The 25,000-nt window shown below is 72.4% G+C and carries 21 protein-coding genes and 1 pseudogene; 13 read left to right on the forward strand and 9 right to left on the reverse strand.

Annotation, left to right across the window (positions count from 1 at the left end; genetic code table 11):
• The first annotated feature begins 70 nt into the window (after positions 1–70).
• Complete coding sequence (locus ACZ7OO_RS11880; RefSeq protein ID WP_471503946.1) at positions 71–496, forward strand: DUF7144 family membrane protein; 426 nt, start codon at positions 71–73, stop codon at positions 494–496.
• Between the two features lie 9 nt (positions 497–505).
• Here the strand turns inward: ACZ7OO_RS11880 and ACZ7OO_RS11885 are convergent.
• Positions 506–1,280 (reverse strand): annotated as a pseudogene (locus ACZ7OO_RS11885) (formylglycine-generating enzyme family protein); the annotation flags it as partial.
• A gap of 214 nt (positions 1,281–1,494) precedes the next feature.
• Here ACZ7OO_RS11885 and ACZ7OO_RS11890 point away from each other — a divergent pair.
• Positions 1,495–2,169, forward strand: a complete 675-nt coding sequence (locus ACZ7OO_RS11890) for a hypothetical protein (RefSeq protein WP_471503947.1) — start codon at positions 1,495–1,497, stop codon at positions 2,167–2,169.
• A gap of 19 nt (positions 2,170–2,188) precedes the next feature.
• Here the strand turns inward: ACZ7OO_RS11890 and ACZ7OO_RS11895 are convergent, their stop codons facing one another.
• Together ACZ7OO_RS11895 and ACZ7OO_RS11900 are read right to left on the reverse strand one after the other, a co-directional pair.
• Positions 2,189–3,100, reverse strand: coding sequence for a hypothetical protein (locus ACZ7OO_RS11895; protein ID WP_471503949.1), 912 nt, complete (start codon positions 3,098–3,100; stop codon positions 2,189–2,191).
• Positions 3,101–3,246: 146 nt separating this feature from the next.
• Positions 3,247–3,513, reverse strand: coding sequence for a hypothetical protein (locus ACZ7OO_RS11900; protein ID WP_471503951.1), 267 nt, complete (start codon positions 3,511–3,513; stop codon positions 3,247–3,249).
• 124 nt (positions 3,514–3,637) lie between these two features.
• Between ACZ7OO_RS11900 and ACZ7OO_RS11905 the strand changes: the two genes are divergently transcribed.
• Together ACZ7OO_RS11905 and ACZ7OO_RS11910 are read left to right on the forward strand one after the other, a co-directional pair.
• On the forward strand, positions 3,638–4,303 hold the full coding sequence (locus ACZ7OO_RS11905; protein WP_471503953.1) for an SDR family NAD(P)-dependent oxidoreductase: 666 nt from the start codon (positions 3,638–3,640) through the stop codon (positions 4,301–4,303).
• 157 nt (positions 4,304–4,460) lie between these two features.
• Positions 4,461–5,399, forward strand: a complete 939-nt coding sequence (locus ACZ7OO_RS11910) for an MIP/aquaporin family protein (protein WP_471503955.1) — start codon at positions 4,461–4,463, stop codon at positions 5,397–5,399.
• Positions 5,400–5,421: 22 nt separating this feature from the next.
• Here ACZ7OO_RS11910 and ACZ7OO_RS11915 read toward each other — a convergent pair whose 3' ends face one another.
• Complete coding sequence (locus ACZ7OO_RS11915) at positions 5,422–5,655, reverse strand: antitoxin (protein ID WP_471503957.1); 234 nt, start codon at positions 5,653–5,655, stop codon at positions 5,422–5,424.
• Positions 5,656–5,878: 223 nt separating this feature from the next.
• On the opposite strand from ACZ7OO_RS11915, the gene ACZ7OO_RS11920 reads away from it, so the two are divergent.
• Complete coding sequence (locus tag ACZ7OO_RS11920) at positions 5,879–7,114, forward strand: amidohydrolase (RefSeq protein ID WP_471503959.1); 1,236 nt, start codon at positions 5,879–5,881, stop codon at positions 7,112–7,114.
• A gap of 31 nt (positions 7,115–7,145) precedes the next feature.
• Here ACZ7OO_RS11920 and ACZ7OO_RS11925 read toward each other — a convergent pair whose 3' ends face one another.
• The gene (locus tag ACZ7OO_RS11925) at positions 7,146–9,878 is read right to left on the reverse strand and encodes a LuxR C-terminal-related transcriptional regulator (protein WP_471503961.1); all 2,733 of its coding nucleotides are present in this window, start codon (positions 9,876–9,878) and stop codon (positions 7,146–7,148) included.
• Between the two features lie 318 nt (positions 9,879–10,196).
• Here ACZ7OO_RS11925 and ACZ7OO_RS11930 point away from each other — a divergent pair, with 318 nt between their 5' ends.
• The 3 genes from ACZ7OO_RS11930 (at position 10,197) to ACZ7OO_RS11940 (ending at position 13,596) form a co-directional block, all read left to right on the forward strand.
• The gene (locus ACZ7OO_RS11930; protein WP_471504262.1) at positions 10,197–10,859 is read left to right on the forward strand and encodes a helix-turn-helix transcriptional regulator; all 663 of its coding nucleotides are present in this window, start codon (positions 10,197–10,199) and stop codon (positions 10,857–10,859) included.
• A gap of 125 nt (positions 10,860–10,984) precedes the next feature.
• Positions 10,985–11,644: a Pvc16 family protein gene (locus ACZ7OO_RS11935; RefSeq protein ID WP_471503963.1), complete on the forward strand. Its 660-nt coding sequence runs from the start codon at positions 10,985–10,987 to the stop codon at positions 11,642–11,644.
• Entirely contained in the window at positions 11,641–13,596 is a 1,956-nt protein-coding gene (locus ACZ7OO_RS11940) for an ATP-binding protein (RefSeq protein ID WP_471503965.1), read from the forward strand. Before ACZ7OO_RS11935 ends, ACZ7OO_RS11940 begins: the two co-directional genes overlap by 4 nt.
• 4 nt (positions 13,597–13,600) lie before the next feature.
• Here ACZ7OO_RS11940 and ACZ7OO_RS11945 read toward each other — a convergent pair whose 3' ends face one another.
• Together ACZ7OO_RS11945 and ACZ7OO_RS11950 are read right to left on the reverse strand one after the other, a co-directional pair.
• Entirely contained in the window at positions 13,601–15,043 is a 1,443-nt protein-coding gene (locus ACZ7OO_RS11945) for an RICIN domain-containing protein (protein WP_471503967.1), read from the reverse strand.
• Between the two features lie 4 nt (positions 15,044–15,047).
• Positions 15,048–16,481, reverse strand: coding sequence for a hydrolase (locus ACZ7OO_RS11950; RefSeq protein ID WP_471503969.1), 1,434 nt, complete (start codon positions 16,479–16,481; stop codon positions 15,048–15,050).
• A 475-nt stretch (positions 16,482–16,956) separates the two neighbouring features.
• Here ACZ7OO_RS11950 and ACZ7OO_RS11955 point away from each other — a divergent pair, with 475 nt between their 5' ends.
• Positions 16,957–18,465 carry a hypothetical protein gene (locus ACZ7OO_RS11955; RefSeq protein WP_471503971.1) on the forward strand — a complete coding sequence of 503 codons (1,509 nt, stop codon included), beginning with the start codon at positions 16,957–16,959 and terminating at the stop codon, positions 18,463–18,465.
• A gap of 110 nt (positions 18,466–18,575) precedes the next feature.
• Here the strand turns inward: ACZ7OO_RS11955 and ACZ7OO_RS11960 are convergent, their stop codons facing one another.
• Positions 18,576–19,217, reverse strand: a complete 642-nt coding sequence (locus ACZ7OO_RS11960; protein WP_471503973.1) for an eCIS core domain-containing protein — start codon at positions 19,215–19,217, stop codon at positions 18,576–18,578.
• A gap of 202 nt (positions 19,218–19,419) precedes the next feature.
• On the opposite strand from ACZ7OO_RS11960, the gene ACZ7OO_RS11965 reads away from it, so the two are divergent.
• The 4 genes from ACZ7OO_RS11965 to ACZ7OO_RS11980 all read left to right on the forward strand — a co-directional run bounded on the left by ACZ7OO_RS11965 (position 19,420) and on the right by ACZ7OO_RS11980 (position 22,165).
• Entirely contained in the window at positions 19,420–21,006 is a 1,587-nt protein-coding gene (locus tag ACZ7OO_RS11965) for a phage tail sheath family protein (protein ID WP_471503975.1), read from the forward strand.
• A gap of 66 nt (positions 21,007–21,072) precedes the next feature.
• A complete protein-coding gene (locus ACZ7OO_RS11970) occupies positions 21,073–21,516 on the forward strand; it encodes a phage tail protein (RefSeq protein WP_234543885.1) in 444 nt (147 codons plus the stop codon).
• A complete protein-coding gene (locus tag ACZ7OO_RS11975; RefSeq protein WP_471503977.1) occupies positions 21,516–22,001 on the forward strand; it encodes a hypothetical protein in 486 nt (161 codons plus the stop codon). Before ACZ7OO_RS11970 ends, ACZ7OO_RS11975 begins: the two co-directional genes overlap by 1 nt.
• Positions 21,998–22,165 carry a DUF6760 family protein gene (locus ACZ7OO_RS11980; RefSeq protein WP_351316879.1) on the forward strand — a complete coding sequence of 56 codons (168 nt, stop codon included), beginning with the start codon at positions 21,998–22,000 and terminating at the stop codon, positions 22,163–22,165. Before ACZ7OO_RS11975 ends, ACZ7OO_RS11980 begins: the two co-directional genes overlap by 4 nt.
• 149 nt (positions 22,166–22,314) lie before the next feature.
• On the opposite strand, the gene ACZ7OO_RS11985 is transcribed toward ACZ7OO_RS11980, so the two are convergent.
• Entirely contained in the window at positions 22,315–23,568 is a 1,254-nt protein-coding gene (locus ACZ7OO_RS11985) for a hypothetical protein (RefSeq protein WP_471503979.1), read from the reverse strand.
• Positions 23,569–25,000: the final 1,432 nt, after the last annotated feature.

Below are 25,000 nucleotides of genomic sequence, written 5' to 3' on the forward strand. Positions count from 1 at the left end.
GGGGTCCGGGCTCACCCGTTCGAAGTAATCCCCGTGGTGGGGGGCCGAGGGCGGCCGGATCGTCGTACCCATGACACAGCAGACGCATCCGGCACCGGCACCGACGCCGGGCAGCGGCTGGGCCACCGGCGGAGTCGTCTTCGCGGGCGTCCTCCTGCTGATGAACGGCATCTTCGCCATCCTGCAGGGCATCTCCGCGATCGCCACCGACGACGTGTACGCCCGGGTCCACGACTACGTCTACAGGATCAGCCTCACCGGCTGGGGCTGGATCCTGGTGGTCCTGGGCGCGCTCGGCGTCATCGCGGGCGCCGCCCTCCTCAAGGGCGCCCCCGGCTGGGCCCGCGTGGTCGGTATCTTCCTGGCCGCGCTGAGCATGGTCGCCCAGTTCCTGTTCCTGCCCTACGCCCCGCTGTGGGCCCTCATCATGATCGGCATCGACTTCTTCGTGATCTGGGCGCTGGCGGTGTACAGGCCGGAGCCCGGGGTGTCGTAGGGTACGGTGCTCCGTCGTCCACCGGTCGGCGCACCACTCCCAGACGTTGCCCGACGTGTTGTGGAGGCCGTATCCGTTGGGCGCGAAGGCGTCGACGGGGGCGGTGCCCCGGTACCCGTCGGCCGCGGTGTTGTGGGTCGGGAACGTCCCGCGCCAGATGTTGCACCGGTACTCCCCGTCCGGGTCCAGCTCGTCCCCCCAGGGGTAACGGGCCTGCTCCAGACCGCCACGGGCCGCGTACTCCCACTCCGCCTCGGTGGGCAGCCGCTTGCCGGCCCAGGATGCGTAGGCGGCGGCGTCGTACCAGGAGACATGGACGACGGGATGGCGGCCGAGCCCGTCGAGCCCCGCTGCCCGGCCCGGCCGGCTCGTGCCAGGCGGCCCCCGCGACCGCGCACCACCAGGGCGTCTCCGGCGGCCGGGGCGTGCCCCGGCGCAGCGCGGCGGGCAGGAACCCGGCGAAGACGTACGACCAGCCCAGCCGTTCGGCGTCGGTGACATACCCGGTGTCGGCGACGAACGCGGCGTACTCGTCGTTGCTCACCGCGCAGGCGTCGACGAGGAACGGCGCCACGCGTACGGCCCGTACCGGCCCCTCCCCGTCCGCCGGGAAGCCGTCGGCGTCCTCGGCTCCCATGAGGAACTCACCGCCGGGGAGCGCCACCATGCCGGTGTTCTCAGGGGCCTGGGAGGTTTCAGCAGAGGCGGGAAGAGGCCGTGGGGTCGTGAGGTCCGCGGGGGCGGAGGGGGCGCAGCAGGCGGACAGCGGACGGGTGGGCTCCATGAGCGGAGTGTGCCGCAGGCGGCTGTGACGCGGTGAGCGATGCGACCCGGGTCACATGTCCCGGGTGTCACCTGCGGCCGCGGGTCAGCGGAGGTGGACATAATCCCCCCATGGCACCTCCCTCGGCCGCCCGGCTCCCGCACCTCCGGCACTGTCAGCACCTCCGGCACCTCCCGCGCTTTCCCCACCTCCCGCACCGGACACCGACCGTCACGTGAACGCCGACCTCAGCGAACTCCACCGCCGTCTGCTGCCCGACCTCCTGTCGGCCGGCGCCGCGTACCCCCTGGCTCTGACCGGGGACTACGCGGCCCAGGCCCACGGCCTGATCGACCGCCCCGGCCGCACCCTGGAGGCCGCCACCCAGCACCCGGCGCCGATGCGGACGATCGCCGAGACGGTCGCGGCGGTCCTGCGCGACCACGGCTGGCAGGTGTGGATGCGCGAGACGGATCCGCTCTCCGCCCAACTCATCGTCACCGACCCCGTGTCGGAGGAGGCCGGCGAGGTCGATCTCCTCAAGGAGGTCCTCTGGCATCCGCCGGTCCGGACGGAACTCGGCCTGACCCTCTCCCTCGAAGACGTGGTCGGGATGCGGGTCTGGGCGCTGACCGACCGCGGTCTGCCCCGTGACCTGCTCGTCGTCCACGCGGCCGCGGACCGCTGGAGCCTGCCCGACCTCGAGGACCTGGGCCGCCGCCACGCCCGGGACACCTTCGACCTCACGGACCTCCAGTCCCGTCTGACGGGCACGGACTGGGTGGACGACCGGGTTTTCGCCGCGTACGGCCTCGACGACCAGGCTGTCACCGAACTCCGCCTGTGGGCCCAGGCCTGGGCGGACGACATCGCGGAACGGCTGATGGAGGCCCAGCCGCCGGAGGACTGACGCCTGCCCGCGTGCCCGGTCATGCCGCGTGGGTGAGATGCGGGGGCCCTGGTCCCCGTGCCGCCAGGAACTCCAGCACGGCGAGCGCGAACAGCAGGCAGAGGGCGATACCGACCACCACCCAGCCGGTCGGGTACGACCACAGCAGATAGACCAGCAGCGCCACGGCCACCAGCAGCCAGGTGAGCCAGGTGCGGTAACGGCTCACGAAGGGACCGACCGGGCCGGTGCGCAGACCGGCGTGGTCGGCGGTGGCGCGTGGGCGCCGATCCCGGAGACCCCACAGCCGCCGTACCAGGCCGGCGTACCGGCCCGTCCCGGTGAGCCAGGCACCCAGGGCGACCACCACGGCCAGGGCCACGACCATGCGCACGGTGGTCCGGAGGAAGTGGGTCAGCGCGTCGTAGACGGCGGCGGCCGCGTCCGGGGAGACGCCGGCGGGCAGCCGGTCGAGATAGATCACGCGGAACACGCTCAGCCCGATGCCGAGGACTCCGGTGGCGACGGCGACGCCGAGACAGCCCGCGACCAGGGCGCGGCGGCGCCGGACCGAGAGCAGTACACCGGCGGCGACCAGCAGGACGGCCAGCACCGGCAGCCAGTTCCCGGCGAGTTGGAGCAGCCGTACGTAGGTCTTGGCCTGGTCGATCTGGTCGGATCTCGCGAGGGTGAAGTCGGTGTGGACGGCGGGGATGTGCTCGGCGGGGGTGAGGCCCGCGTCGACGAGCCGCTGTTTGACCTGGCCCACGAGGGGGCCGAGGTCGAGGGTGACGGTGTCGTTCTTCAGCTGGACCGCGCCGCCGCCGCTGCCGGTGAGTGCCTTGTCGAGGGTGCTGTGGATCCGGCGGTTGGCGTCGGTCCAGACGGCCCTGAAGGCGTCCGACGCGGCGACCGCGGACCGGCCCCGGCTGCAACAGGCGCTCAGCGGCAAACTGGGCGGCGCGCTCGAAGGGGCCGTACCGGACCGCGCGCCCGGCGTCGAACGGAAGGCTGAGCACGGACGCGGCCACTGCCACTTTCACCCGGCGCATCCGCGCACACGAGCGCATGCAGGCCCTACGGGTGAAGCCGCCCTCGTCACCGGCTCGCCTGCTCCCGCTTCCCTCCCCGAGCCCTCCAGTAGGAGCAGCCCTCCGCACCGAACCCGGCGAGAGCCACCACGACCCCCACCCAGAACAGCGACAGGCCCCACCGCCCCAGGTCACCGAGCAACGACAGGTCGATCCCGAGGATGGGCAGAAAGACCGAAGAGGCATGCCACCACTCCCCCTTACGGGCCTTGACGACGGCGGAACCCGACCCGAGCACGAAGACCAGCGCCATGAACGCCACCCATATCCGCATGACGGCAGTGTGACGTGTCCTGCTGTGCCGTCCGGGTGGAGGCCGGCGCACACGTGTGAAGTCGGGGGCGGCGCGGTACGCAGCTAGGTACGATCTCGCCGCCTCAGCCGTCAGGAGTCACGTCGTGAGCAGTATCGCCATCGTGGGGGCCGGGCCGGGGCTGGGGGCCGCGGTCGCCCGGCGGTTCGGGCGGGAGGGGTACGGTGTCGCGCTGCTCGCCCGGGACGAGCAGCGGCTCGGCGAGCTCGCCGGGGAACTCGCCGGCCTCGGCGTCGACGCCCGTGGGTTCTCCGCCGACGTACGGGAGCCGCACGCCCTCGCCGGTGCCCTGGAGCGGGCCGCCGAGGAACTCGGGACGGTCGAGATCCTGCAGTACAGCCCCGTGCCGCAGCCGGACTTCATGCGGCCCGTGCTGGAGACCACCCCTGCGGATCTGCTCGGTCCGGTCGAGTTCTCGGTGTTCGGACCCGTCGCCGCCGTGCAGCAGGTGCTGCCGGGGATGCGGGAGCTGGGCCGGGGGACCATCCTCCTCGTCAACGGCGGTACGGCCGTCATTCCCCATCCTGACCGCGCCGGGACGTCCATCGCCTTCGCCGCCGAGAGTGCCTATGGGCATCTGCTGCACGACCGGCTGGCCGGGGAGGGGATTCATGTGGCGCAACTGGTCATTCCCGGGGCCATCGTCGTGGGGCACCCACGCAAGGATCCCGCCGTGCTCGCCGACACGCTCTGGGGGATGCACCGCGACCGGCACGGGTTCCGGCACTACGCCGATGACCTTGAGGGATGAACCCGGGGAGAGGTAATCCCGAGGTGCGGTAATCCCGCGGAGGGCAGCCCCGTCGGGCGGGATGGGCCGATCTGCGCGAACATCATTTGTGGGCCAATATGGTGTTCGGCCTGATTGCTCCCCACCGGGAGCCGGCGATGGCTAAAGGGGGCCAGCGATGGCTGTGGAAATACCTCCTCTCCTCAAGCCCTCCAGGCTCAGAAGCCGTGGAGGCCTGCTCGGTGAGTGCCTGGCAGAGTTTCTCGGGACCTTCGTGCTCATCTCGTTCGGAGCCGGTGTCGTGGCGATGGCCGTCGCGGCGCTGCCCGGGTCGGGGCGTGCGGAGACCGTCACGACGATCTTCCTCGCCGCCGGTGACTGGCTCCTGATCGCCTGGGGCTGGGGCTTGGCCGTGACCTTCGGCATCTACGTGGCCGGCGGTGTCAGTGGCGCCCATCTGAACCCGGCGGTGACGCTGGCGTTCGCCGTGCGCCGTCAGTTCTCGTGGGCGAAGGTGGTGCCCTACTGGGTGTCGCAGGTGATCGGCGCCTTCACCGGGGCCGCGCTGGTCTACCTCGTCTACCACGACGCGATCAGCGCGTTCGACGCCGCGTCGAAACCGCCGAAGGTGGGCGGGCACACCGAGGCCACCTTCTCGATCTTCGCCACCTTCCCGGCGCCGTACTTCCACGGCGGGACCTGGGGGCCGCTGATCGACCAGATCGTCGGTACGGCCTTCCTGGTCATGTTCGTCGTCGCGGTCGTCGACCTGCGCAACACGGGCGTGGGGTCCAACCTCGGCCCCTTCGTCATCGGCCTCGCCGTCGCCGCCATCGGCATGTCCTTCGGCGCGAACGCCGGCTACGCCATCAACCCGGCCCGTGACTTCGGACCGCGGCTGCTCACCTGGCTCGCCGGATGGAAGAGCTTCGCGTTCCCGGGGAACGGGGCGTGGTTCAGCGGCTACTGGTGGATCCCGATCGTCGGCCCGCTGATCGGCGGTCTGATCGGGGTGCTGATCTACGACCTGTTCATCGGCGACGTCCTGCACGCCCGGATCCAGCTGGGCGAACCGCCGGAGCCGGGCCGGACCCGCCCGACCGTGGACGAACCGTAGGCGGAGCGGTAGTCGGTGGCGGTCAGGGCTCGGGCTTCTCGGAGCCCTGACCGCCGAGGCGCCGCACCAGTTGCTGCGCCTTCGAGACGCCGGTGTCGATCTGCTCGGTGTACTTGCCGTCGGTGCGTTCGTCGGCCAGGTCGCCGGCCTTCTCCAGACCGGTCTCGATCACGTCACCGTGTTCCTCGGCGATGTCCTTCGCCTTGTCCGTCGCCTTGTCCGTCAGGTTCTTCAGCCCGTCGAGTCCATCGAACATGCCGGAATCCTCCCCGGCGGGGGCGGACCCTGGCAAGACGGCGCCCGAGGCGTTCGGTGGGGCGTGGCCGGAGTACCCGGAGTACTCCGGGGAGTCCGTGTCCGTGGCACGGGCTAGCCGGTCACGTCGCTTTCCAGGGTTTTCGCGCGGAGTTCGGTCATGAGGTTGATCCTGATCCTTGACTCGACGGGCAAGCAAGCCACCCACCCCTGGAGACGACGCCATGAACATCAGCCCCCTCCTGACCGGCCTGAGCGGAAAGCTCCCCGAGCTGCGGGCGCTGTACGAGGATCTGCACGCGCATCCGGAGCTGTCCTTCGCCGAGGAGCGGACCGCGGCCGTGGTCGCGGAGCGGCTGCGGGCACAGGGCTGGGAGGTCACCGAGCGGGTCGGCGGCACCGGGGTGGTCGGGGTGCTGGCCAACGGGGACGGGCCCGTCGTACTGCTGCGTGCCGACATGGACGCGCTGCCGGTCACCGAGGAGACCGGGCTGCCGTACGCCTCGAAGAACGACGGGGTGATGCACGCGTGCGGGCATGACATGCATGTGGCCTGGCTGCTGGGGGCCACCGGGCAGCTGGCCGCGGTGCGGGACGGCTGGCGGGGGACGGTGGTGGCCGTGTTCCAGCCGGCCGAGGAGGTGGGCGGGGCGCCGAAGGTGCTCGCGGACGGGTTCGCCGAGCGGTTCCCGCGGCCGGACGTCTGCCTGGCCCAGCATGTGGCGGCCGCGCCGGCCGGGCTCGTCGGAACCCGGCCGGGCGCGCTGATGGCGGGCGCGGACAGCATGCGCGTCACACTGTTCGGGCGGGGCGGCCACGGGTCCACGCCCGAGGCGACCGTCGATCCGGTGGTGCTGGCCGCCGCTGTGGTGATGCGGCTGCAGACCGTCGTCTCCCGGGAGGTCGGCGCGGGGCAGCAGGCCGTCGTCACGGTCGGCTCGATCCACGGCGGCACCAAGGAGAACATCATCCCGGACACCGTCGAGTTGAAGATCAACACACGGTCCACCACGGCGGCCGTACGGGAGCGGGTGCTGGCGGCGGTCGAGCGGATCGTCCGGGCCGAGGCGGCCGCCTCCGCAGCCCCGAAGGAACCGGAGATCGTCCCCATCGACTCCTTCCCGGTCACCCACAACGACCCCGCGGCGACCGAGGCCGTACAGGCCGCGCTGGCCGCCGCATTCCCGGGTCTCACCTTCGAGTTGACCTCCCCGGTCCCCAACAGCGAGGACTTCGGCGCCTTCGGTACGGCCCTGGGGGCGCCATCGGTGTTCTGGTTCGTCGGCGGCGCCGACCACGGACTCTTCGCCGACGTCGACATGGAGGCCCTGGTCCGTGACGGCATCCCGCCGCAGATCCCCTCCAACCACTCCCCGCACTTCGCGCCCGTCCCGGAGCCCACGATCGAGACGGGCGTACGGGCGCTGCTCGCGGCGGCGGGCCACTGGCTCGCCCCCTGACGGAGTCCGCGTCGTCGGCCCCCCTGGATCCCTACTGGTGCGGGGCGCCCTGATCCAGGGCCGGGCGCAGATCGGCCCGTCGGCGGATGCCCAGCTTCTTGTACGTGTGGGTGAGATGGGTCTCCACGGTACGGCGGGCCAGATGGAGCAGGGCCGCGATCTCCACGTTGGTGCGGCCCTCGGCGGCGAGTTCGGCGACCCGGCGCTCGCTGCCGGTCAGGGAGGCGGCGCCCGTACGGCGTCCGGGGGAGCGGGCGCCGCCTTTGCGCAGCATCCCCTCGGCCAGCTCCACCAGCCGTACCGCACCGAGCCGTTCGGCGCGCTCCACGGCCTCCCGCAGACAGTCACGGGCCCGCGCGCCCTCACCGGCGGCGGTCAGCCGGCGGCCCAGGGCGAGCAGGGCCTTCGCCGGTTCGGTACCGGCGGCGGGAGCGTCCCGCAGCAACGCCACGGCCTCCTCGGTGAGTTCCAGACCCCGGCGGCCACCGGTCGCCGCACCGAGCACGCGCAGGGCCCGGCCCACCGTGCGCGGAGTGCCCCAGACCCGGGCCAGCCGCAGCTCCTCCTCGGCCAGGGCGATGGCCTCGACGGGGCGGCCGAGGGCCAGCCGGCACTCGGCGGCGGCCGTACGCCAGGGGGTGACCACCGGGCTGATCACCTCACGGGCGGACTGGCGGCGGCCGCACTCCAGGAAGTCGTCCAGCGCCCCCGCCGGATCACCGGCGGCGGCCCGCACGACTCCCCGCGCGTAGAGGAACCGGTTCAGCTCCCAGGAGTCCGCCGCCTCCCGCAGGTCCAGCCCGGCGACCAGGCCCTCGGCCTGTGCGGTACGGCCGGTCTCCACCAGGGCGATCAGGGCGTGTGCGTGGGCGTTGCCGGGCGTCACCGACTCGGGTACGGCTGTCGGGTGGGTGTAGTCGGCGCGGGCCGCCGTGATGTCCGAACGGCTGTGGATCAGCGCCTGGTGCATGGGGTGCAGCAGTTCCGGGCGCTGCCCGGCCAGCCCCCGGTCCACCAGCCGGTCGGCCTCGTCGAGTTCGTCGGCCCACTGGGCGACCGTGGCCGCCGTACCGAGCAGGAACGGCTCGGTGAGCGGGTCGGTGGGTTCGGCGAGCAGGGTGCGCAGCCGCCGCATGGCGTCCCGGGCCGAGATGAGGCCCGCGGTGGCCGCGTGCCGCACCAGCAGGGCCTGGCCGGCCGTGCCGACCAGCTCGGGGGAGCGCTCGGCGGCCTCGGACAGCCGGCCGTAGACCTCCTGCCGTACCTCCGGGTCCTGGTCGGACAGGAGGATGGAGGCGGTGTGCAGGGTGCGCACCAGGTCGGGGTGGTCGTTCAGCTCGCCGTCCACGGACCGCAGCAGCTCGACGGCCTTGCGGGTGCGGCCCCGGCCGGTCAGTGCGGTGCCGAGGGCGACAGCCGCGCGCACCCGGTCCTGCGGGGCGGCGGGCAGCCGCAGTGCCTCGGCGAGCCGGGGGATCGCGGCGGAGGAGCGGGGTGCCGCGTACTCCAGCGAGCCCAGCTCGGTCAGCAGCCGCTGCCGGCGGTCGTCGGGGAGGGGTTCCTCCAGGGCCCGGCGCAGATAGCCGACCGCGTCCGCGGCACGGTCGTCGTAGAGGGCGAGCGCGGTCGCGTCCTTGAGCAGGGGCACCGCCCAGGGGGCGTTCACCGGGCCGGTCGACAGCAGTTGGCGGGCCACGGCCTCGGCGGGCGCGTCCTGGCGGAGCATCGCCTCGGCGATGGCCCGGTGGGCGGCCCGGCGGCGGACCGCGGGCACACCGGTGAGGACGGCGTCGCGCAGCAGGGGGTGCGGGTAGTGGGGACGTCCCTCGGGGCCGGGGGCGAGAAGGCCGATGTTGGTCATGGCGGTGAGCCAGCCGGCCACCCGCGTGGGGTCGGCGCCGGTCAGCTCGGCGAGCAGGGGCGTGAGATCGATCTCCGGCAGCCCGGCGCCGGCGTTCTCTTCGAGTACGGCGAGGGCGCGGGCGACCTCGGTGGTGGACGGTCCCGCACTGTCCAGCCACCAGCGGACGGCGGCCGGGTACGCCCCCGGGTACAGCGCGGCCGTGGCGGTGGGCACCGTCGGGTGCCGGGCCTCGCGGAGGTCGTCGAGCAGGGCGCGCAGGAACAGCGGACTGCCGGCGGCGGCCCGCACACAGTCGTCCACCCAGGCCCGGTCCGCGGCCGGGAAGGCGTCACGCACCCGGCCGGCCGCGGCCTCCTGGGTGAGGGGAGCGAGGGTGTGGGTCCGGACCAGCGCCGGGGGGAGGGTGTGCGCGAAGCCGGGGGTGGGCGGATCGAGGTCGTACTGGCTGCGTTCACCGACGACCAGGAGGATCGGTAAGCGGTCTATGTGGCGGGCGGACTCCACGAGCCAGCGGTGCGAGGGGGCGTCGGCGAGGTGCACGTCGTCCACGGTGACGAACAGCGGCGAGTCCTCGGCGTAGGCGCGCAGCACCCGCCACAGCCTGGCGGCGGTCGCCCGCTCGTCGCCGTCCACCGCGAGGTCGGCGAACTCCGGTACCGGGGCGAGCAGTTGCAGGACGGTGGCGAAGGAGATGGCGGTGTCGGCGGGGGAGCAGCGGGCGCGGAGCGTCCTCAGACCGAGGGCGGCGGCCTGCTCGGCCGCGGCCTCCAGGACGGTGGTACGGCCGGTTCCGGTGGCGCCCCGCAGCAGTACGAGCCGGCCGGTCCCGGTCCGTGTGCGTTCGGCTTCGTCGGCCAACAGGTGCATGGCGTCGGCGAGTTCAGAGGACGAATCGCTCATTCCTGGCTCCTCGCGGTGCGCTGGTGGGTTCGGGGGGTTAGAGGCGGCGGGGGTGGGAGAAGTTGTGGGGTGGCGGGGTGGGCGGGGGGTTTGTTGCCGGGCCGGCACATTCGGTACGGGGTTGTGGATGTGGGGCGGGGCCCGGGGTGCGCGGCGCGAACAACCCCCACCGGCCCGCAGTCACCCACAACCGCACCCACCCCCCACATCTCGTGGTCCCTGTCGTGGTGGTCCACGATTGCCCCTGCCCCTTTGGCCGCACCAGGCTTGGTACTCCCGTCCGTCACCGTTCCCTCAGGGGTGACGGGCACGTGGACATTGGGGAAGCGGTTGGTCAGCAACAGCTCATCAGCGTCGGTCGTCCGCACGCCCGTTGCGGTGTACGCACCCGACCCGATCTCCCGCGAAGGCGCGCTCAGCCAGTTGCGCCGGCACCCTGAGATCGAGTTGCGTGAGGAGTCCGAGACCGGCCCCGGCACGGTCGCCCTGCTCATCAGCGACAGCCTCGGCGAACCGGAGCTCACCCGGCTACGCCGCGTCGTGCGCAGCGAGGGCGCGCGGGCCGTGCTCGTGGTCGGGGCGCTGCGCGAGACCGAGCTGCTCGATGTGATCGAGTGCGGGGTCGGCGCCATCGTCTGGCGGCACGAGGCCAGCGAACTCCGGCTCGTACAGGCCGTGCTGGCGGCCGCCCGCGGCGACGGCGACCTGCCCGCCGACCTGCTCGGCCGGCTGATCAACCAGGTCGGCACCCTGCACCGTAACGCCGCCGGCCGCCCGGGCGCCCCGGCCTCCGGGCTGTCCGCCCGTGAGGTGGACGTACTGCGGCTGGTCGCCGAGGGACTCGACACCGGTGAGATCGCCAGCAAGCTGTCCTACTCCGAGCGCACCGTCAAGAACGTCATGCACGGGCTGACGACCCGGCTGCATCTGCGCAACCGGGCACACGCCGTGGCCCATGCCCTCCGGGAAGGCTACATCTGACCGAACGGGCAGCGTGCACCGGTTCCCGGGCAGCGGGGTCTGCCCGGCCGTTCCTGCGGGTGCGCCGGGGGCGAAGGGCAGGATGGATATGAGTGCGGACAGGTCCATGGGGTGGTGAGTACGGCGTGATCCACGAGGTGGACCAGGTGCTGCGGTCCCTGCTGACCAGCGGTGCGCTGGAGGGCTCCGGCATCGACATCTCCTTCGACGCCCCGACCCGCGACTGGGCGACCCGCCGCAACGGCCCGGTGATCAACAGCTATCTGTACGACATCCGGGAGGACGTGAAACGGCGTCAGCGCGGCCACTTCGACGTCCGGGACGAGCGGGACGTCATCGTCAAGCGCAGGCAGCCGCCCCGGTGGTTCCGGCTGTCGTACCTGGTGACGGCGTGGACCAAGCGGCCCGAGGACGAACACCGGCTGATCAGCGCCGTGCTGGCGACCCTGATCCCGAGGGAGCTGATCCATCCGAGCGAACTGCCGTACTCCCTGCGCGAGCTGGGGCTGACGGTGCCCCTCTCGGTGGCCGGTATCCAGACCGAGGCCCGGTCCCTGGCCGAAATCTGGTCGGCGCTCGGCGGAGAGCTCAAGCCCTCCCTGGACGTCGTCATCACGGCACCCTTCCCGGCCTACCCCGAGTACGACGCCGGTCCGCCGGTCACCGAGGGCGCCGCCGTCCGCGTACGCGAGGGTCTGGACGAGACCGCACCGGTCCTCGAGGAGCGGGCCCACCGGCCCGTCCAGGTCGCCCAGGCCAAGGCCGCCCGGGGGAACCGGGCGTGACCCTGGATGTCTCCCTGACGCCGGTCGCCCCGCTCCTCGCCCGGCTGTCCGGGCTGCGCGAGCGGGCCGCCGCCCTCGTCGCCCACCGCTCGGCCGGCGACCCGACGGCCACCGACCCGCTGCGCGGTCTGTACCTCTCGGAGGAGGCGGTACGGCACTTCCTGCGCCCGGAGACCCCCGCCGAACTCCCCCCGCTGGAAAAGGACCTCAACGACCGGCTCACCGACCTCGCCACCCGCCTGCGCCTCACCCCCCTCGACACCACGATCCTGCTGACCGCGCTCGCCCCGGACCTGGACCGCACCTTCGAGCCGCTGTACGGCTACCTCAACGACGACGTCGGCCGCCGCCGCGCCACCGTCGCCCTCGCCCTCGACCTGTACGGCGCCCCCGCCCACCTCGCCGAGGCCCGCGCCCGCTTCCACCCCACCGCCCCGCTCACCGCGCTCGGCCTGCTCACCGTGGAGGAGCCCGAACGGCCCTTCCTCAGCCGCTCGTTGCGTGTCCCCGACCGGGTCCTTGCCCACCTCCTCGGCGACGACACCCCGGACCCGGCCCTGGCGGGACACCTGCGCTCACCGTCGTACGACAGCGAAGCCGTCGACGAGGAGTTCGTACGGCGGCTGGCCGGCCGGATCGGAGCCGGGCCGCTCTTCGCGTACCTGCGGGAGCGACGGGAGGGCGAGGGCCTGGGCTGCGCGACGGCCGCCCTGCGGCTGGCCGGGGTGGAGGCCTGGCACTACACCGGCCCCGAGGAGCACGCCCCGGAGGTGCTCCGGGAGGCCCGGCTGACCGGACGGGCGATTCTCGTCGAGGCCGCACAACCCCGCGCGCTCGCCGGGGTGTTGATTACATGCCCCGACGTCACGGCGCTGATCTCCACCCCGCACCCCTACGACCCCCAGTGGTGCGACCACCGCGACCCCCTCGTCCTGGAGGTGCCGTCCCGGCGCGCCGCGGCCGTGGACGCCTGGGCGACCGTACTCCCCGACTCCTCCGGCTTCGACCTGGCGGCCACCGTCGCCCCGTACCACCTGGGCGGTGAACGGCTCGTCCGCGCGGCCCGGGCGGCGCAGGCCCTGGCCGCCTTCGACGGCACCCCGCTGGCCGCCCGCCATCTGCGGCTGGCCGCCCGCCAGCAGTCGGCGTCCGGTCTCGAACAGCACGCCCGCCGGATCCGGCCCGCCGTCGACTGGCGGGACCTGGTGCTGCCCGAACGCCCGCTCACCGAACTGCGTGAACTCGCCCTGCGCGCCCGCCACCGCGACCGGGTGCTCGGCGACTGGCGGCTGAGCGCGGGCGGCGGCCGGGGCCGCGGAGTCCTCGGCCTGTTCGCCGGCGAGTCGGGCACCGGCAAGACCCTGTCGGCGGAGGTGGTGGCCGCCGAACTCGGCCTGGATCTCTACGTCGTCCAGCTCTCCTCCGTCGTCGACAAGTACGTCGGCGAGACCGAGAAGAACCTGGAGCGCATCTTCACCGAGGCCGACCGCACCGACGCCGTGCTGCTCTTCGACGAGGCCGACGCCGTCTTCGGCAAGCGCTCCGAGGTCAAGGACGCCCACGACCGGTACGCCAACCTGGAGTCGGCCTACCTCCTCCAGCGCCTGGAGGCCTTCGACGGCATCGCGCTGCTCACCACCAACCTGCGCGCCAACATCGACGAGGCCTTCACCCGCCGCCTGGACCTGGTGATCGACTTCCCGTTCCCCGACGAGGAACAGCGACTGGCACTGTGGCGGCACGGGCTGGTACACGTACCGAGCGAGCCGGACATCGAACTCGGGCCGCTGGCCGCCGACTTCGAACTGTCCGGCGGCGCCATCCGCAGCGCCGTGGTCACCGCCGCCTACCTGGCCGCCGGGTCCGGAGAGCCGGTCACCGCGGCGAACCTCCTGGAAGGCGCACGCCGCGAATACCGCAAGGCGGGCCGCCTGGTACCGGGCATCTGGTGACCGTCTAGTCCCCCGACGGACGCACGATCCTCCACTCCTGGTCGTCGGTGTTCGAGCAGTGGTACAGGGTCAGGTTGGTGTCGTTGCCGCCGGTGCTGTAGCCGGCCACGTCCAGGCAGAGGTTGTCGCTGGCGAAGTTACGGATCCAGTACGCCCCGCTGGGCTGCTTGTCGATCCACCAGAGCTGGTTGTCGGCCTTGGTGCCGTCGCACTTGTACTCGGTGATCGGTGTGGACAGGGCCGCCGAACCGTAGTCGGGCAGGTCCATGCAGAGCTGGTCCTTCACGTTCCGGATCTGGAAGAGCGCGGCCGAGCCGGGGCCGCCCTTCGGGTAGCGCACCTGCAGGTTCCACCGCTGGTTGTCGGCGGTGGTCTCGTTGCAGGTGTACTCCCGTACCGGGCCGCCGCTGGTCCCCTTTTCGTAGCCCGGGATGTCCACGCACTTCTTGGTGGTCGTGTTGAGCAGCAGGACGTTGTTCGCCGGTACGACGGCCTTCGGGGCCTTCTTGTTCGTCGCCTGGGGGGACGGCTGGGCCTGGCCGCCGCCCCCGCCCGCCTGGGTGCCGGACCCGCCGCTGCCGTTGTCGGACTGCTGCTCGGCCTGTGACGGCGAGGGTTCCGGCGCGGCGGCCAGGGACGGGCCGGCCGTGGGGCTGGGAGCGAGGGAGCTGACGCCCGCTACCTGGCTCTCTTCCCGGGCCAGGCTCTTGACCTGGGGTTTGTAGGCGATCCAGATCAGGGCGAAGGTGATGGCGAGGGCGAGCAGGGTGCCGAAGAGGGTGGCGATCCAGCGGGGCAGGAAACCGCGCTGGACGTACGTCCCGTCCACAGGCTGTGGATTGACGCCCGCCCGCTGGATGGTGAGCCGGTAGGGCCGCTGTTCCTTCGGTCCGAACCAGATGATCCGCCGGGGTTTGAGGGTGGCCTTGATGAAGGCGGCGCGGCCGGGTTCGATCTGGACGTTGCTGGGGTGGAGGTCGTAGGCGAGTTGGTCGCCGTTGTCGTTGCCGCTGACCGAGGCGGTGAGCTTGGTGTTGCCGAGGTTGTCGATGGCCAGCTTGGGGCGGCCCCGGAAGCGGCCTTTGACGGTCGGTGGGACCAGTTCGGCGCGTATCTCGGTGAAGGGGGTGATGGTGAGGTTGCCCTCGGGGACGGTGACGGCCTCGGGGTGTTCGGTGGGGGTGATGCGGACGGCGTACGGGTTGGGTCCGGCTGTCGCGTCGGGGGTGCGGGGCGGGGCGAAGGTAAGTTCGACGGTGCCGGTGGTGCCCGGGTAGAGGCGGAGCGTCTGTGGCTCGACCGTCGTCCAGGGGGCGATCTGGCCCACCGGTTCGAAGTGGTACTCGTCGACGACGTCACCGGTGTTGCGCAGCCGCAGCCGTACGCGGGTCGAGGCGCCCGGGTCGACGGTCGCGGAGGCGGGTTCGAGAGAAGTCCAGAGAGTCATGTCGTCACACCGTCAACTTGAAGGCTTCGAGCCAGAGCGTGTTGTCCCAGGTGCCCAGGGTGAGAAGGGCGGGACGGGCGTCGCTGCATGCCTGGTTGCCCCAGCCCACGTTGTGCACATGGGCGAAGCCGCAGATCTGGCCACTGCCCGCGTTGATGGTGAAGGTCTCCAGGTAGGGGTCGTCCCTCTTCGTGCTGCCGATGTAGTTGTCCTTGCCATCGGCGACGACCTGCGTCCACTGCATCCACTTGCCCTGCCCGTTGGTGGACTGGGCGTCGTAGACGAAGGAGTTGCCGGCGGAGCCGTCGACGCCGTACACCGCGACGTTGATGGACTTGATCGGGGTGTTCTTGCCGACCGTGCCCGCGATGGTGCCGTCGCAGACGGGCTTCTGCCAGCCGGTGCCCTGGACGAAGGCGCGGTAGCAGATGTGCCGCCCGGACGGGTCGGCCGCGGCGAGGCGGTTCACGGCGGTCGCCGCGGTGTCCTGCTTGGGCTTGGCGGTGACGGTGGCCGTCGCCTTTGCGCCGCCCCCGCCGCCCCCTTCGGCTACGCCCGCGGTGCTGTCGTTCCCGGGGTCCGCGGCGGGTGTCGCCGAGGGTGTCTCGCTGGGGGCCGGCGGCGGGGTGGGGGAGGCGGTCGGGCTGGGCGCGATCGAACTCACCCCCGCCGTCTGGATCTGCTCCTCGGCGAGGCTCTTGACCTGCGGCTTGTAGTTGAACCAGATCAGGGCGAAGGTGATGGCGAGGGCGAGCAGGGTGCCGAAGAGGGTGGCGATCCAGCGGGGCAGGAAGCCGCGCTGGATGTACGTTCCGTCGACGGGCTCCGGTCTGAGTCCCGAGCGCTGGATGGTGAGCCGGTAGGGCCGCTGTTCCTTCGGCCCGAACCAGATGATCCGCCGGGGTTTGAGGGTGGCCTTGATGAAGGCGGCGCGGCCGGGTTCGATCTGGACGTTGCTGGGGTGGAGGTCGTAGGCGAGTTGGTCGCCGTTGTCGTTGCCGCTGACCGAGGCGGTGAGCTTGGTGTTGCCGAGGTTGTCGATGGCCAGCTTGGGGCGGCCCCGGAAGCGGCCTTTGACGGTCGGTGGGACCAGTTCGGCGCGTATCTCGGTGAAGGGGGTGATGGTGAGGTTGCCCTCGGGGACGGTGACGGCCTCGGGGTGTTCGGTGGGGGTGATGCGGACGGCGTACGGGTTGGGTCCGGCTGTCGCGTCGGGGGTGCGGGGCGGAGCGAAGGTCAGCTCGACGGTGCCGGTGGTGCCCGGGTAGAGGCGGAGCGTCTGTGGCTCGACCGTCGTCCAGGGGGCGATCTGGCCCACCGGTTCGAAGTGGTACTCGTCGACGACGTCACCGGTGTTGCGCAGCCGCAGCCGTACGCGGGTCGAGGCGCCGGGGTCGACGGTCGCGGAGGCGGGTTCGAGAGAGGTCCACAGACTCACACAGCCACGCTACGGAGGCGGCCGGTCCCTGTCGCAGGAATGCGGGCAGGCCCGATTGCCCGAAGGCGCGGGGCCGCTGCCCCGGGGGGTTCTTTTCGGAGCGAAGGAGGTCTTCGGCCTTCTTCGTGTCTCTTCGCGCGACGTCGTGTCCGCGGACTGACCGTGTCACGTTCGCTGGAATGCGGAGGTGAGAGGTGAGGGTCCGGGCTTCGTGCCGAGCTGTGTCGGCCAGTCCGTCGAAGCGGGCCATGCGTCAGTTGCTGCGCACGGTTCCGCAGGAGTCCGGGGACACGCAGCCCCCCGGTCCCCGGACGCCCACGACGCCGGCTCCCGCACAGGAGGACAGGACGGCGGAGTAGGCGCGTCTGCCCTTTGGGGCACGTCTGTCTTCCTGTCCGGCTCTGCCCTCCGGTGGTCCGGAACGGCACCATGAGACGTGCGTCAGGTGAAATCGAGGGGGATCGGAGGGGGCGGCATGTACAGGCGGCGTTCAGCCGACCAGGACGAAGCGACGGCGCGTCCTGGTGCTCCGCGGGCCCAGGCCCGGCCGCTGGACGCGTCGGCGTCCGCCCTGCCCGGCATCCTGGCGCTGCAGGGCACCGCGGGCAACGCCGCAGTGGCGCGGGCCATGCGAGGTGCTTCGGTCCAGCGGGCCGGTGACGCTCAGGCCACGGGGACGCGTCCGCCGCAGCGGCTGGAGGGGGTGCTCCCCCGAAGCGAGTGGTGGCGTACCTATCTCGACCCGGCGCATCACGAAGAGGCGCGGCAGAAACACCCCGGCAACCCCGGCGAACTGTACGACCACCAGCAGTCGCCCGGTTACCAGTCCAGCATGACGGCCGCGTACGACCAGTACCTCAACAGCGGTGACATCGGCGAGCGGGTCGACTTCCCCATGTACCAGGGGATGCACAACGCCGTGGTGTCCGGGCTGGACAAGGAGTTCGACCCGTCCGGCAAGGACGGCTACGCCACCAGTTTCCCCCTGCGCGCCAACTCCCCTACTCCGTCCGTGCTCGAAGAGGAGATCGGCGGCAGACATCTGACGACCAAGGCGGACGAGTTCAGGCGCAGGGGCATCAAGCCGGATGCCCTCACCTGGTACGGCCGCATGCACGGGGCTCCGAACGTCCTCATCGAGACCCTCTACAACCACGACGAGGTCGAGAACCTGGTCACGGAGATCCTCGATCGCCTCTATGCCACGCTCGACAAGGCGGAGACCGATCGTGACCGCTTCCGTGCCATCGGGCGGGCTGTACGGAGCATCCACATCGTTCACCCCTACGAGGACACCAACCGGCGGCTGAACGTGCACGTACTGCTGCCGCGGCTGCTCCTGGCAGCGGGGTTCCAGCCGGTGGTCTTCAAGGACATGGACCAGCTCTTCCAGGGAGGACGGTCGCTGGACCAGATCGCCGACGCCCTGGAACGCGGTCAGGGCCTGGACCTGACCAGCGACGATCTGGTGGCCACCGCGCCCCAGTACGAACGCCCCTGGTACGAGAACGACGGGCCCCCGGCTGCGGCCCAGACACAGAGCACGATCGTCATACCGACGTTCTCCTCGCTGCAGACGCCCGGTCAGGTCTACTACGAACCCGCGCCCGCCCACCGGCAGGCGAGTGACGACTGGGCGTTCGACGAGGCGGGAGGGCCCGGACCGGCGATCGTCCACCGACCGGACGACGCGATGGGCGGCCCCGGGCCGACGATGAGGCACCGACCGGACGACGCGATGGGCGGCCCCGGGCCGACGATGAGGCACCGACCGGACGACGCGATGGGCGGCCCTGGACCGACGATGAGGCACCGACAGGTCGATGCGATGGGCGGCCCCGGGCCGACCGCCAGGCGGAGTGCCGGTGTGAGCCGTGCCGAACTGACCGAATACCTCGTTGGCGCCCTGCAGCAGGCGAACCTGGATTCCGGGAACGCAGGCGGGCCGGGCGGGCAGCGCTCCCAGGGCAACGGCCGTCGCTGAGCCGGACGCCGGGGCCGGCCAGCACACGCGCCGTCGGGAGGCCGGCCCGTTCCACGTCGGCTTCCACCTGGCCCAGGCCGGCGGGGTGTCCGGACGTGTACGACCGCCCGCTACGCCGTGGCACCGGAGCTTTTGGATACCCCGGGCACGCTCAGGTTCGGGGCCATGCCCTGGGCCATCCGGCGGCCGTTGTCGGCGGAGGCGCGCTCGAAGGCGTCGCCCGGGGAGGAGACCTTCGTCCCTGTCCCGTCGTCGGTGCCGGCGACGGGACCCAGCGACTGCTGGTGGACATGGTCGATCTCGTGGAACATCGTCTCGTCGTCCGCGCCCCGCGAGCCCACCACGATGTCGGCACCGGAGGTGTAGGCGCGGGCGCCGAACTCCTCGGCCGACCGCTGGGCCACCGGACCGTCGTGCACCCGGACGTGCGCGAAGCTCACCCCGTACGCCTGCTCGGCCTTCTGCTGGAGGCGCGGCGCCAGCGGTGTCCCGGGTGAGGTGACGGCATCGAACACCGATGAGCGGCGCTGCACCGATGGCTGCTGTTCCTCCCGCCGCTGGACGGTCTCGTGACCGCAGTCCGGGCCGTGCTCGTGACGCGCGAGCTGTATCGCCCGGGTGACGGCCGCGTTCCCGGCCGTGCGCTGAAGGGCCAGCAGGGGTGGTGTCGCGGCGGGGGCCGGAGCCGGAACCGGCACGGCCTTCGACGGGTGGGAGGTGGAGGACGAATGCTGCTGCTCGTCTGCGCGCATGAGCGCTTCCTATCGCCCGCGGCCCGGCCGCGGAAGGCCCGTCAGGGCAGCCGCGCGGGCAGAACGGCTTGCCGGTACGGGGCGTACTGCCCCTGGGGGCAGGGACATTGCCCCCACCGCGGCACCGAAGGACGTTTCCGCTGCGCGCTTCGCGCGTGAGGGTGGGGAATGTTCCTGTCTCGTACCCCGAGGAGAGCAGAGCATGCCGTCCTACCTGTCGCCCGGCGTCTACGTCGAGGAGGTGGCCAGCGGCTCGCGCCCCATCGAGGGGGTGGGCACGTCGGTGGCGGCCTTCGTGGGCCTGGCCCCGACCGGTCCGCTGAACGAGCCGACGCTGGTGACCAACTGGACGCAGTACGTCGCGTCCTTTGGTGAGTTCACCGACGGGTACTACCTCGCCCACTCCGTCTACGGCTTCTTCAACAACGGCGGCACGGCCGCGTATGTCGTCCGGGTCGGCGGTTCCCGCGAAGGCGCCGATGCCGCGGACGTCAACGCGCCCGCAGCCGTGGGGAGTTCGCCCGCGCCGGCCGCGCTGCCGCCCGGCGAGGCCAAGCAGCTCGGCACCTTCACCGTGAGCGCGATGGCCTCCGGTGACCTGAGCGTCGAGGTCGCCGACCCGGAGGGCGAGGGCCCCGCCGAACGCTTCAGGCTGCTCGTCAAGGACGGCGGCAAGACCGTCGAGACCTTCGACGTGACCGCGAAGAAGGGCGGCCGCAACTACGTCGTCACGCAGGTCAAGGAGCGCTCCAAGCTCATCACCGTGACCGAGGCCGCGCCCGCCGCGCAGCTGGCCCGTCCGGAGAACCAGACGGTGGCCCTCGTGGCCCCGTCCACCGCCCCGGCGTCCGCGTCCCCCGTCGCGGACGCCGGCTCCCACCCCGGCCCCGCCGAGTACCTCGGCGACTCGGCCGACCGCACCGGCTTCGGTGGCCTGGAGGCCGTCGACGAGGTCTCCATGGTGGCCGTGCCCGACCTGATGGCCGCCTACCAGCGCGGCGCGATCGACCTGGAGGCCGTCAAGGCCGTCCAGCTCGGCCTGATCGCGCACTGCGAGCTGATGGGCGACCGGGTCGCGGTCATCGACCCGCCGCCGAGCCTCAACGCCCGCCAGATCCGGGTCTGGCGCCAGGAGACGGCCGGCTACGACTCCAAGTACGCGGCCCTGTACTACCCCTGGATCAAGACCTTCGACCCGTCGTCCGGCCAGTCCCGGCTGATCCCGCCGTCCGGCCACGTGGCCGGCGTCTGGGCCCGCAACGACGCCGAGCGCGGGGTCCACAAGGCCCCCGCGAACGAGGTCATCCGGGGTGCCGTGGACCTGGAACTCCAGATCACCCGCGGCGAGCAGGACCTGCTGAACCCCATCGGCGTGAACTGCATCCGGGCGTTCCCGGGCCGCGGGATCAGGATCTGGGGCGCGCGCACGCTGTCCTCCGACCCGGCCTGGCGCTACCTGAACATCCGCCGGTACTTCAACTACCTGGAGGAGTCGATCCTGATCGGCACCCAGTGGGTGGTGTTCGAGCCCAACGACCACAACCTCTGGGCCCGTATCCGGCGCAACATCTCCGCGTTCCTGGTCAACGAGTGGCGCAGCGGCGCCCTGTTCGGGCAGCGGCCCGAGGAGGCGTACTACGTCAAGTGCGACGAGGAGACCAACCCGCCGGAGTCGGTCGACGTCGGCCGCGTGATCTGCGAGATCGGCATCGCCCCGGTCAAGCCCGCCGAGTTCGTGATCTTCCGGCTGGCGCAGTTCAGCAGCGGCAGCGGCGAGCTGCAGGAGTAGCGGGCCGCGCCAGGCTCCCAACCCCCTTGTTTCCCAGGCATCCTTGAGAAGAACGGGCAGTAACGCATGAGTCTCCAGCCGGGTGACGCCCTCACATCACACAATTTCGGCCTCCAGATCGACGGCGTGATGGTCGAGTACCTCGCCGAGGTCAGCGGCATGACGATGGAACAGGACGTCATCACCTACCAGCAGAACACGCCGGACGGGAAGAACCACGTCCGCAACCTGCCGGGCGTGAAGAAGAACGGCACCTGCACGGTCGTCCGCGGTATGACCCAGTCCTCGTCGTTCACCCAGTGGATCAACGAGTCGATCAACGGCCAGATGACCACGGCCCGCAAGAACGCCTCCATCATCATGATGGACTTCGAGAACAACCCGGTGAAGCGCTACAACCTGCGCAACGCCTGGTGCAGCAAGATCGACACCAGCACGGTCAAGGCGGGCGAGGCGGCCGCGCTGACCGAGACGGTGACCATCACGTTCGAAGAACTGGTCATCGAGTAATGAGGCGTTCGGCTGTCAGGGCCGGGGGGGTGGGCGCGCCGCTCGCACCGGAGGAGTCGGCGCCCCAGGCCCCTCAGCAACAGGTGCCTCAGCAACCGGAGGCGCCCGTCGAGGTGCTGCGCACGGAGTTCCCGTTCCAGCTGCCCCGCGGGTACGTCGACGAGCAGGGCACCGTCCACCGCGACGGCGTGATGCGCCTGTCGACGGCGCGGGACGAGCTGATCCCGCTGCGGGACGTGCGCGTCCAGGAGAACCCCGCGTTCCTGTCGGTGGTGCTGCTGGGCCGGGTGATCACCCGGCTCGGCACGCTCCCCTTCGTCCACGACGGGATCGTGGAGAACATGTTCGCCTCCGACCTGGCGTTCCTGCAGGACTTCTACCGCCAGATCAACGCGGAGGGCCACACCCGGGCCGCGGTCAACTGCCCGCACTGCTCGGAGCCCTTCGAGGTGGAACTCGGCGGGAGCCGCCTGGGGGAATCGTGACGTACGCGACCGACCGGCTGCACGAGGAGATCGCGTACGTCGCCTACCACTTCCACTGGAGCCTGGAGGACATCCTGGACCTGGAGCACGCCGACCGCCGTCGTTACACGGCGGAGATCGCGTCCCTGGTGACCCGGGCGGCCTCCGCAGGGGCGGAGGGCTGAGCGGTGGGGTTGTGGGATCGGATACGGGGACGCGGGGCTGCGGAACCCGCTGCCGGGGCCGGGGCCGGGGCTGTCGGTACCGAGGCTGAGGTTGTCGTGGAGGCGCCGCGTCCCGTGGTGGCGGCGGCCTGGTCCGGGCTGCCGCCGATTCAGCGTGCGCTGGACGCGGCGGGCGGGTCGGTCGCGGACTCGCGGTTCGGCGGTCGGCTGCCGACCTGGCAGAACCCGTCGTTCATGGGCATGCGCTCGCACACCGTCCTGGACGGAGCGTCCAGCGCGGGCCTGGCCGGCGGCGGCCTCACGGGGATGACGGGCGTGGGGGCCGTGTCCGGCCTGGAACGCCCCGCGCAGGCACTGCCGTTGACGGCGCCGACGGCAGCAGCGGGGCTGGCGGGTTCGGCCGGTGGTCGGGGGTCGGCGGTTCCGGTGGTGCCGTTGCGGACGGCCGGGAGTGGGGCGGCTTCGGCTGGGTCCACGGGTTCGGCCGGTCCGGCGGCGCCGGCGGTGCAGCGGGCGCCGTCGGCGGGGCGGCGCGGTGGTGGCGTGGCCGCGCGGACGACGGCGGCGGGAGCGGGAGCGGTACGTAGCGGGGGGAGTGCGCCGATGCCGGCGGCTCCGTCGGCCGCGCCTGCTGTCCAGCGGTCGGTCACGTCGGCGGCCGTCGCTCCCGCAGCGGTGCCGGCGTCGGTGCCGGTGGCGTGGGCGCCGCAGTCGGCTCCGGTCGCTCCGGCTCCGGCCACCGGCCCACGGGTCACGGCGGCACCTCCCGGCCCGCCTCGCCGCAGCGCGCTGACACATGCGCCGGTGAGTACGGCGGTTACGGCTGTGCAGCGGCGGACGTTGCCGTCGGCGCCGAAGGCGTTGGCGAGCGAGGGGACGGTGGTGGCGTCGGGTGAGGGTGACCGAGCCGGGGCCGAAACGGCGGCGGACGACGGGGTCGTACAGCGAGCGGTCGAGGCCGGGGATCCGGTGCGGGTGAGCGGCGGCTGGTCGCGCCCGCGCGGTGGTGGCCGTACCTCTTCCGACAGCGCCACGCGTGCTCCCAGGGGCACTGCCGCCGGACCGGCGCCGGCACCCGCCGTCGTACAGCGGTCCACGTCCGGTGGCGGTGGTACGGCTACGGCCCGTACGGCACCAGCGTCTCCTACGACGACTCCTCCTCCTACCTCTTCCAGGCCCTCGGTGCCCACAACGCCCACGGCGCCCGCCGCTCCCCCGGACCGCGGCGGGCCTTCCGGCATGTCCGGGGCCGGGACGCAGGCCCCTGTGCAGCGCAGTACGGTCACCGGCTCGGCCACCCCGCAGAGCGGTCGTACGGTGGCGGGTTCGGCATCGCCGCCCACGAGCGGCGCGGCGGCCGCCGGCGTCAACACCGAAGTCGCCGCCGCCTCTTCGCCCGCCACCGGAACCGCACCCCCTGCCGCACCAGGCGCCTCGGCCGTGCCGCAGGGCGCGCGACCGTCGGCGTCCCCGGCCGCGAGCGGTGGCCGCGAGGCGTCTGTGCAGCGACGGGCGACGGAGAGCGCGTCCGGCACCGATGCCGTACCGGCGGCGGTGCCGACGCCGACGCGTGAGCCCAACCGGGGCGTCGCGAGCGGCAATTCGACGGCAGACCGGCCCTCAAGGTCGGCTCCCGCTTCCGCGCAGCGTGCCGCGACGACTCCCGACGCCCCTCGCCCGGGGCTCGGCGCCCCCCTTTCCGGTACGGCCGCAGCTTCTCCGGTGCCCCCGGCGGCGGCTGTGCAGCGGCGGACGATGGGGTCCCCGGCCTCCTCCGACGCCACGCGAGGAGCCGTACCCGGATCCGGTGCGCGGACACCGTCGCGTCCGCGGGCGGGGGGAGACGCCCCGGCCACCGGTCCGGCTACGACGGCTCGGCCCGCTCCGGCGTCGACTCCCGCTCCTGCTCCTGCTCCTGCGCCTGCTTCCGCTTCCGCTTCCGTGCAGCGTGCCGCGGCGACCACTCCCCGCGCACCCCGACTCGGTCTCGGGGCTCCCATTACGGGCCCGGCCGTCAGCCCACCCGCGAGGCGGGCCGGCCGGCAGGCGGCTGCGCCGAACGTGCAGCGGCAGCAGGCGTCGAGCGGTTCCTCCGTCGACCGGACGGCCGCCGTCTCCCACCCGGTGCCCGAAGCGCCCCGCCAGGGACCGCTGGCTGCCGCATCAGACCTGCCGCCGACGACGGCCGAGCGCACCCGCCCCGCCCCCGCCGGCCCCGTGACGCCGCCTGCACCCTCTCTTCCCGCCCCGGCCACGCCGGCCTCCGCGGCGACGGCTTCGCCGCTTCCCCCCTTCGTCCAGCGCGCCGCCGCTCCCACCACAGCTCCCACCGCCCCCGCGACGACGCCTCCGCCTCCCCTTCCCGCCCCGGCCACGCCGGCCTCCGCGGCGACGGCTTCGCCGCTTCCCCCCTTCGTCCAGCGCGCTGCCGCCCCGGCTTCTCCCGCCGCTCCCGGACCCGGCACCCCGCCCGCGACCTCGGCGACCACGCCTCCCGCCGTCGGCCTCGGAGGCCGCCAGGCATCTGTCCAGCACCGGCAGCAGACGCCCTCCCCCGCGACCACCCCGTCCCCCACCGGACCGACGGCGGCGCCCTTGCCACCTTTCGTGCAGCGAGCCGCAACTGCGGCAGCCGTCTCCACGTCAGTCCAGCCGGGCGTCGGTGCCGCGCCCCTCATCGGACCGACGGCGGCCCCCTTGCCCTCTTTCGTGCAGCGATCGGCAGCTCCCGCCGTCTCCTCGTCAGTCCAGCCGGGCGTCGGTGCCGCGCCCCTCATCGGACCGACGGCGGCCCCCTTGCCCTCTTTCGTGCAGCGATCGGCAGCTCCCGCCGTC

It is taken from the genome of Streptomyces sp. NPDC111744 (assembly GCF_055634995.1).

Excerpts from the sequence above, each read along its gene's own strand:
- ACZ7OO_RS11925 (WP_471503961.1), bottom strand. The coding sequence starts at position 9,878 with ATGAGCGATTCGTCCTCTGAACTCGCCGACGCCATGCACCTGTTGGCC.
- ACZ7OO_RS11960 (WP_471503973.1), bottom strand. The coding sequence starts at position 19,217 with ATGCGCGCAGACGAGCAGCAGCATTCGTCCTCCACCTCCCACCCGTCG.
- ACZ7OO_RS11965 (WP_471503975.1), top strand. The coding sequence starts at position 19,420 with ATGCCGTCCTACCTGTCGCCCGGCGTCTACGTCGAGGAGGTGGCCAGC.
- ACZ7OO_RS11945 (WP_471503967.1), bottom strand. The coding sequence starts at position 15,043 with ATGACTCTCTGGACTTCTCTCGAACCCGCCTCCGCGACCGTCGACCCG.
- ACZ7OO_RS11955 (WP_471503971.1), top strand. The coding sequence starts at position 16,957 with ATGTACAGGCGGCGTTCAGCCGACCAGGACGAAGCGACGGCGCGTCCT.
- ACZ7OO_RS11970 (WP_234543885.1), top strand. The coding sequence starts at position 21,073 with ATGAGTCTCCAGCCGGGTGACGCCCTCACATCACACAATTTCGGCCTC.
- ACZ7OO_RS11920 (WP_471503959.1), top strand. The coding sequence starts at position 5,879 with ATGAACATCAGCCCCCTCCTGACCGGCCTGAGCGGAAAGCTCCCCGAG.
- ACZ7OO_RS11880 (WP_471503946.1), top strand. The coding sequence starts at position 71 with ATGACACAGCAGACGCATCCGGCACCGGCACCGACGCCGGGCAGCGGC.
- ACZ7OO_RS11915 (WP_471503957.1), bottom strand. The coding sequence starts at position 5,655 with ATGTTCGATGGACTCGACGGGCTGAAGAACCTGACGGACAAGGCGACG.
- ACZ7OO_RS11975 (WP_471503977.1), top strand. The coding sequence starts at position 21,516 with ATGAGGCGTTCGGCTGTCAGGGCCGGGGGGGTGGGCGCGCCGCTCGCA.
- ACZ7OO_RS11910 (WP_471503955.1), top strand. The coding sequence starts at position 4,461 with ATGGCTGTGGAAATACCTCCTCTCCTCAAGCCCTCCAGGCTCAGAAGC.
- ACZ7OO_RS11900 (WP_471503951.1), bottom strand. The coding sequence starts at position 3,513 with ATGCGGATATGGGTGGCGTTCATGGCGCTGGTCTTCGTGCTCGGGTCG.